Source organism: Paenirhizobium selenitireducens ATCC BAA-1503, assembly GCF_000518785.1.
In the GTDB taxonomy this organism is placed as follows: domain Bacteria; phylum Pseudomonadota; class Alphaproteobacteria; order Rhizobiales; family Rhizobiaceae; genus Allorhizobium; species Allorhizobium selenitireducens.
Genome location: NZ_JAEG01000017.1, coordinates 73961 through 80177, shown reverse-complemented (window position 1 = coordinate 80177; position 6217 = coordinate 73961). Strand labels below are relative to the sequence as shown.

At 65.2% G+C, this 6217-nt stretch carries 9 protein-coding genes; 3 read left to right on the top strand and 6 right to left on the bottom strand.

The annotated features are described in order from the left end of the window. The 5 genes from L867_RS0118825 to L867_RS0118805 form a co-directional block, all read right to left on the bottom strand. A partial coding sequence (locus L867_RS0118825) for an electron transfer flavoprotein subunit beta/FixA family protein (RefSeq protein ID WP_028738309.1) occupies window positions 1-358 on the bottom strand: 358 nt, incomplete at its 3' end. A 183-nt stretch (window positions 359-541) separates the two neighbouring features. Further along, window positions 542-1327: a rhomboid family intramembrane serine protease gene (locus L867_RS0118820; protein WP_028738308.1), complete on the bottom strand. Its 786-nt coding sequence runs from the start codon at window positions 1325-1327 to the stop codon at window positions 542-544. Between the two features lie 27 nt (window positions 1328-1354). Beyond that, window positions 1355-1933, bottom strand: a complete 579-nt coding sequence (locus L867_RS0118815; protein ID WP_028738307.1) for a cob(I)yrinic acid a,c-diamide adenosyltransferase — start codon at window positions 1931-1933, stop codon at window positions 1355-1357. Between the two features lie 15 nt (window positions 1934-1948). Next, on the bottom strand, window positions 1949-2146 hold the full coding sequence (locus L867_RS0118810; protein ID WP_028738306.1) for a twin transmembrane helix small protein: 198 nt from the start codon (window positions 2144-2146) through the stop codon (window positions 1949-1951). Between the two features lie 29 nt (window positions 2147-2175). Next, window positions 2176-3009: an SDR family oxidoreductase gene (locus L867_RS0118805; RefSeq protein WP_028738305.1), complete on the bottom strand. Its 834-nt coding sequence runs from the start codon at window positions 3007-3009 to the stop codon at window positions 2176-2178. Window positions 3010-3107: 98 nt separating this feature from the next. On the opposite strand from L867_RS0118805, the gene L867_RS0118800 reads away from it, so the two are divergent. Continuing rightward, a complete protein-coding gene (locus L867_RS0118800; RefSeq protein ID WP_028738304.1) occupies window positions 3108-4007 on the top strand; it encodes a YihY/virulence factor BrkB family protein in 900 nt (299 codons plus the stop codon). On the opposite strand, the gene gluQRS is transcribed toward L867_RS0118800, so the two are convergent. Then, complete coding sequence (gene gluQRS, locus L867_RS0118795; RefSeq protein WP_028738303.1) at window positions 3975-4856, bottom strand: tRNA glutamyl-Q(34) synthetase GluQRS; 882 nt, start codon at window positions 4854-4856, stop codon at window positions 3975-3977. The genes L867_RS0118800 and gluQRS overlap by 33 nt on opposite strands. A gap of 53 nt (window positions 4857-4909) precedes the next feature. Here gluQRS and L867_RS0118790 point away from each other — a divergent pair, with 53 nt between their 5' ends. Next, complete coding sequence (locus L867_RS0118790) at window positions 4910-5557, top strand: DNA-3-methyladenine glycosylase family protein (RefSeq protein WP_028738302.1); 648 nt, start codon at window positions 4910-4912, stop codon at window positions 5555-5557. A 98-nt stretch (window positions 5558-5655) separates the two neighbouring features. After that, window positions 5656-6213: an HNH endonuclease gene (locus L867_RS0118785; RefSeq protein WP_028738301.1), complete on the top strand. Its 558-nt coding sequence runs from the start codon at window positions 5656-5658 to the stop codon at window positions 6211-6213. Window positions 6214-6217 lie beyond the last annotated feature (4 nt).

Genomic DNA, 6217 nt, shown 5'->3' with positions numbered 1-6217 from the left:
TCGCCTGCTTGCCGGTGATCACCAGACCGGGCTGTTCGGCGTCGATGACGCCCTTCAGCAGCTTGGCGACGGCGAGCGGCTCGACGGCGTCATCGGTCTCGACCAAAACGGCACGGTCGGCGCCCATGGCGAGTGCGGTGCGGAGCGTTTCTTCGGCCTTGGCCGGGCCGATCGAGACGACCACGACTTCCGATGCCTTGCCGGCTTCCTTGAGGCGAAGCGCCTCTTCGACGGCGATTTCGTCGAACGGGTTCATCGACATCTTGACGTTGGCCAGCTCGACGCCGGAGCCGTCCGGCTTCACGCGGATCTTGACGTTGTAGTCCACAACCCGCTTAACGGTCACGAGTATCTTCATGGGTTCCTTCCTTCACTGCTCCCGCCGGAAAATGCGCTTAGTTGCGGTCCGCCGATTGTCGAATGGCGACATCGATACGCATTTTTCGCCCAAACACAACGCTCCTGCGAAGGGCGTTCTGATTTTGCCGAATGAATAATTGACGTTTACGTGCGCGTCAACATTTCCGCCGGGAAAATTCCGTCAGCGTCCCCAGTGCACCGGCCGTTTGACGTCTGCCGGTGCCGGCAGCACGACGCGGGGGGCGGGTTGCAGGCGATGTTGGACCGCGGCCGGCGTGACGATCGTACGGTCGAATAGCGGCACGCCGCGCCGTCGCATGAAGAGCACTAATACGGCGCCAGCCAGGATGCCGCCGACATGGGCTCCCCACGAGACCGTGCTCTCGCCGTCGGCGAGCAGCATGACGAACTGCTGGCCGATCCAGAAGAGCAGGGGCACGAAGGCCGGCAGCGGCAGGGGAAAGCGAAACAGCACCAGCACCCAGATGCGCACCTTCGGATGCAGCATCAGATAGGCAGAGACCACGCCCGACACCGCGCCCGAGGCGCCGATCAGCGGCGCTTCCGACAGCGGCGCGACGAGGCCGTGGAACAGCGCCCCGGCCGCCGCGCAGGCGAGGTAGAAGACCAGGAAGCGCAGGTGTCCGAGCGCATCCTCGACGTTGTCGCCGAACACCCAGAGGAAGAGCATGTTGGAGCCGAGATGCATTAGGTCCACATGCAGGAAGGAGTAGGTGAGAAACGTCGCATCAGGCGGCACGATCACCAACGACGGGTCGAGCACGGCATTGTCGAACACCACGGCCGGAATGAAGCCGAGGCCGAAGACGCTGGCCTGTGCAATCGTCTCCGGCGTCAGAAGCACCGTGAAGGCGAAGGTGAGGACATTGGCGAGGATCAGGCCGAAGGTGACGTATTGCCGCCGGATGTGCTTGAGGGCGTTGCGGTCGTGTAGCGGAATGAACACTTGGCGCCCCTTTGACCTATCGGCCGTTCAACGGTTCTTGCCCGGCACCCAGAGAATGTCCGCCTTGCCGCCGTCATTGGCGAAGCGGGCGGCGACGAACAGGAAATCGGAGAGGCGGTTGATGTATTTCAGCGCCGGCTCGTCGATCGTCTCGCCTTCGAAGCGCGACAGCTCGACCATGATGCGCTCGGCGCGGCGCGCCACGGTGCGGGCCATATGCAGATGGGCTGCGGCCGGCGAGCCACCCGGCAAGATGAAGGATTTCAGCGGATCAAGATCGGCGTTCAGCTGGTCGATTTCGGATTCGATGCGCGTCACCTGCGCCTCGATCACCCGAAGTGGCTCGTAGGTGAGTTTCTCGCCGGTTTCAGGAGCGGCGAGATCCGCGCCGAGATCGAACAGGTCGTTCTGGATGCGCATGAGCATGGCGTCGAGCTCCGGCATGCCGGCCGTATGCAGCCTTGCGACGCCGATCGACGAATTGGCCTCGTCGATGGTGCCATAGGCATCGACGCGCAGGTCGTGTTTCAGCCGGCGCGGCCCGGTGACGAGCGCGGTGGTGCCGTCGTCGCCGGTGCGGGTGTAGATCTTGTTGAGCCTGACCATCGGTTTGTCCCTTTCCTATCGGCCGCCGCCGGTCAGCCACAGCGTCAGCATGATCAGCGCGATTGCCACGGCCTGCAGCACGATACGCATCTGCATCAGCTTGTTGGACGTGTTGCCGCTGCCGCCCTTCAGCATGTTGTAAAGGCCCCGGATGAGAACCAGGACGACAAGACCCATGACGATCAGGCTAAGGACGGTGGTGAAGGTGGACATCTGTCTCTGCTTGCTTTCAAAATCGGCGTTCAGTCCAGCTTCCGCATCAGCCGGTAGAAGAGGTCGGCCGGCAGCAGGCGCTTCAGCAGGACGCCGCGCCGCGCCGGAACGGTCACGGGATAATGTGGGCGTGGCCGGGTGGCGGTCAAGGCGTGTTTCAGCACTTTGTAAACCGCCTCGGGGCCGAGCTTGTAGCGGTTGATCGGGCCGGTGCCGCCGAGACGCGCCAGCTGGCGCTTGTATTCCTTGGCGTGGGCGGAGTTTTCGAGGTCGACATTCTCCTCGATCATCTTCAGCGCATTGGCGGTGAACCGGCTTTCGATCGGACCGGGCTCGATCAGGCTGACATGGATGCCCGAGCCCTGCAGCTCCATTCTCAGCGTGACGGTCAGGCCTTCGAGCGCGTATTTCGAGGCGGTGTAGGCGCCGCGATAGCGATAGGGCAAGAGCCCGAGGATCGACGAGCACTGGACGATGCGGCCCTGGCCCCGGGCACGCATCAGCGGGATCACGCGCCGCGTCAGCTCGTGCCAACCGAAGAAATTGGCCTCGAACTGGCGGCGCAGCACATCGGTCGACAGATCCTCGATCGCGCCGGGCTGGCCGTAGGCGCCGTTGTTGAACAGGGCATCGATCCGCCCGCCGGTGCGTGTCGCGACCTCATCGACCAGCGCGGCGATGCTCGCCGCGTCGGTATAATCCATCAGCAGCGCCTCGATGCCGTCGGCTTCGAGCGGGGCCAGGTCCTCGGATTTGCGCACGGTTGCGAAAACGCGCCAGCCATCGGCGGCCAGCGCCCTTGCGCAATGGGCGCCGATGCCCGAAGAACAGCCGGTGACGATGATGGTGCGGGGGTCGGTCATCGAATGTTCCCTGTACAAACCGATCCGGTTTCCCATATTCGTTCGCGGGTGACAATCGGCCAGACCATTTCGGCGGCCCGCCGCACCAGGGAGATGGGATGCCGCAATTCCTGCGCATGCTCTACAAGGTCTGCTTCGACGCGCTCAATCATTTCACCGAGGATGACGGCTGGGCCATGGCCAGCCACGTGGCCTTGTCCGCCCTGCTCGCCGTCTTTCCCTTTCTGATCTTCGGCACGGCGCTGGCGAGCTTTCTCGGCGCCGACAGCTTTGCCGAGACGGCCGTGCATCTGATCTTCGACACCTGGCCGGAGGCGATCGCCAAGCCGCTGTCGGAACAGGTCGTCGAGGTCCTCACCATCCCGCGCGGCGGTCTGCTGACGGTCTCGGTGCTGGCTGCCGCCTATTTCGCCTCGAACGGCGTCGAGGCGCTGCGGGCATCGCTCAACCGCGCCTACCGTGTGCCCGAAACGCGCCCATGGTACATCACCCGTCTCGTCAGTCTTGGCTTCGTCATCGGCGCCGTCATCGCCCTTGCCGCGATCAGCGCGCTCCTCGTCGCCGTCCCGGTGGCCCTGGCCTTTGCCGAAAAATGGTTTCCGCTGCTCGAGGATTTCCTCGCCACTGTCGCCAACTGGCGCATCTACGGCACGCTCGCCGTGCTCGTCTTTGGTCTCGTGGTCTTCCATCTCGGCCTGCCGGCCGGCAGCCGGCGCATTCGCGACGTCATTCCCGGCGTGCTGCTGACCCTGGTGCTCTGGCTCATCGGTGCGCTGATCTTCGCCTATTATCTCGCGAGCTTCGCCAACTATGCGGCGACCTATGCCGGTCTCGCCTCGATCATGGTCGTGCTGGTCTTCCTCTACATGGTGGGCGCGATCTTCATCATCGGCGCGGAGTTCAATGCCGCGCTGCTGAAGTTCGAGGTCTTCGGCCGGAAGGCGCTGGTGGTCGATCTGCCCCCGTCAAAGCCCGACCAGCCGGCGGATGTCGGCTGAGGTCAGCCCTTGCCCGCGCAGCACCGCCAGCCCGGTGTCGCCCTCGCTCTTAGAGAGCTTGCGGCCGTCCGGCCCCAGGATCAGCCGGTGGTGGTGATAGACCGACGCCGGCAGGTCGAGCAGGTGTTGCAGCAGCCGGTGCACCGAGGTGGCGTGAAAGAGGTCGAGGCCGCGCACCACATGGGTGATGCCCTGGCCGGCATCGTCCACCGTGACCGACAGGTGATAGCTCGACGGCGCGTCCGACCGCCACAGCACCACGTCGCCCCAGGCCGCCGGATCGGCGGCAATCTCGCCGGTCTCGCCGTCGCCCGTTTCCATCCAAAACAGCGCCTCCGCGTATTCCTTCATCGCCCGGCGCATGTCGAGCCGCCAGGCATGGCGGGTACCGGCGTCGATCCTGCACCGCCGTTCGGCATCGGAAAGGTCTCGCTCGTCCGCCGGGTAGTGCGGTGCCCCGTCCGGATCGCGCGGCCAGGAGCGTCCGTCCGCTTCGGCTGCGGCGACGCGTGCCTTCACCTCGCCGCGGGTAAGGAAGGCGGGATAGGCAAGTCCTCGGGCGATCAGTGTCTCCAGTGCTCTGCGATAGTCGTCGAAATGCTCCGACTGCCGCCGCACCGGCCGCTCCCAGTCGAGCCCGAGCCAGGCGAGATCCTCGTAGATCGCGTGTTCGAATTCGGGTGTACAGCGCGTGACGTCTATGTCTTCCATGCGCAGCAGAAGGCGCCCGCCAAGCGCGGCCGCCATATCGGCATTGAGCAGGGCCGACAGGGCGTGGCCGAGGTGCAGGAGGCCGTTGGGGCTCGGCGCGAACCGCAGGACCGGGTTTTGACGGGTGGGCGGGATCATGCTTCCATCTGGCACGAAATGCGGGTCGCGGAAAAGGGCGGAGCAAGAGCGAAATGATCATCAAGACGGCCCAGGATGTATCGCTCGGCCTTTGTGAACTCGTGGCGATCGATCCGCGCCTCGCGCCGCTGGCCCGCCGGCTCGCGCCCTTGCCGCTGCGTCTGGCCGAACCGGGCTTTGCCGGGCTCGCGCATATCATCGTCTCGCAGATGGTGTCGCGGGCCAGCGCCGAGGCGATCTGGGCGAGGATCCTGGCTGCCACGGGGGAGGCGCCGTCCGCCGAGGCTTATCTCGCGCTCGATTCCGCAGCGGTCGGCGGTCTCGGCCTGTCGCGCGCCAAGGCTTCCACCCTGGAACTTGCCGCCCGCGCCGTCGCAACGGGGGCGCTCGACCTGTCGGCGATCACCGAACTGGAGGCGGCCGAGGCGATCGCAAGGCTGACGGCGCTGAAAGGCATCGGCCTGTGGACCTCCGAGGTCTACCTGATGTTCTGCGGCGGTCACCCCGACATCTTCCCGGCCGGCGACGTGGCCCTGCGGGCCGCGGTCGGCGATGTCTTCGGCCACGAGGCGCGGCCCGACATCCGCCAGGTCGTCCGGATCGCCGAGGTCTGGCGGCCGTGGCGCTCGGTCGCCGCCCGGCTGTTCTGGGCGCACTACGCCGCCCGGACGGGCCGGGAGGCGCTTCCCGCGGCTGAATAGCGCGGCGGAAGGACGCCCCCTCGGGGAGGGGGCTTCACAAGGCTGTCACAACGGACCTAATATAAACAGACAGGTGCCGAATCGATCAGGAGAATGCCTTGACGATTGCAGTCTCACCCCAGTCCTTGCCGGCGCTCGTCCTGAATGCCGACTACAGGCCGCTGAGTTATTATCCCTTGTCGCTGTGGTCCTGGCAGGACGCGATCAAGGCGGTCTTCCTTGACCGTGTGAACATCATCGCCGAATACGACCATTCCGTCTGCTCGCCGAGCTTTTCCATGCGGCTGCCGAGCGTCGTCAGCCTGAAGACCTACGTCCAGCCGACCCGCAATCCGGCGTTTACCCGGTTCAACGTCTTCCTGCGCGACAAGTTCGAATGCCAGTATTGCAGCTCCGACGAGGACCTGACCTTCGATCACGTCATCCCGCGCGCCCATGGCGGCGAGACCACCTGGGAAAACGTGGTGGCCGCCTGCTCGCCGTGCAACCTGCGCAAGGGCAGCAAGCTGCCGCGCCAGGCACAGATGTTCCCGCACCAGAAGCCCTACCGCCCGACCGTGCAGGACCTGCACAACAACGGCCGGCTTTTCCCGCCCAACCACCTGCACGAGAGCTGGGTCGACTATCTCTACTGGGATTCCGAACTGCAGCCTTGAGCGC

Coding starts and splice junctions, on each gene's coding strand:
- L867_RS0118815 (WP_028738307.1), bottom strand. CDS start 1,933: ATGGTCAGGCTCAACAAGATCTACACCCGCACCGGCGACGACGGCACC.
- L867_RS0118810 (WP_028738306.1), bottom strand. CDS start 2,146: ATGTCCACCTTCACCACCGTCCTTAGCCTGATCGTCATGGGTCTTGTC.
- L867_RS0118805 (WP_028738305.1), bottom strand. CDS start 3,009: ATGACCGACCCCCGCACCATCATCGTCACCGGCTGTTCTTCGGGCATC.
- L867_RS0118800 (WP_028738304.1), top strand. CDS start 3,108: ATGCCGCAATTCCTGCGCATGCTCTACAAGGTCTGCTTCGACGCGCTC.
- gluQRS (WP_028738303.1), bottom strand. CDS start 4,856: ATGATCCCGCCCACCCGTCAAAACCCGGTCCTGCGGTTCGCGCCGAGC.
- L867_RS0118790 (WP_028738302.1), top strand. CDS start 4,910: ATGATCATCAAGACGGCCCAGGATGTATCGCTCGGCCTTTGTGAACTC.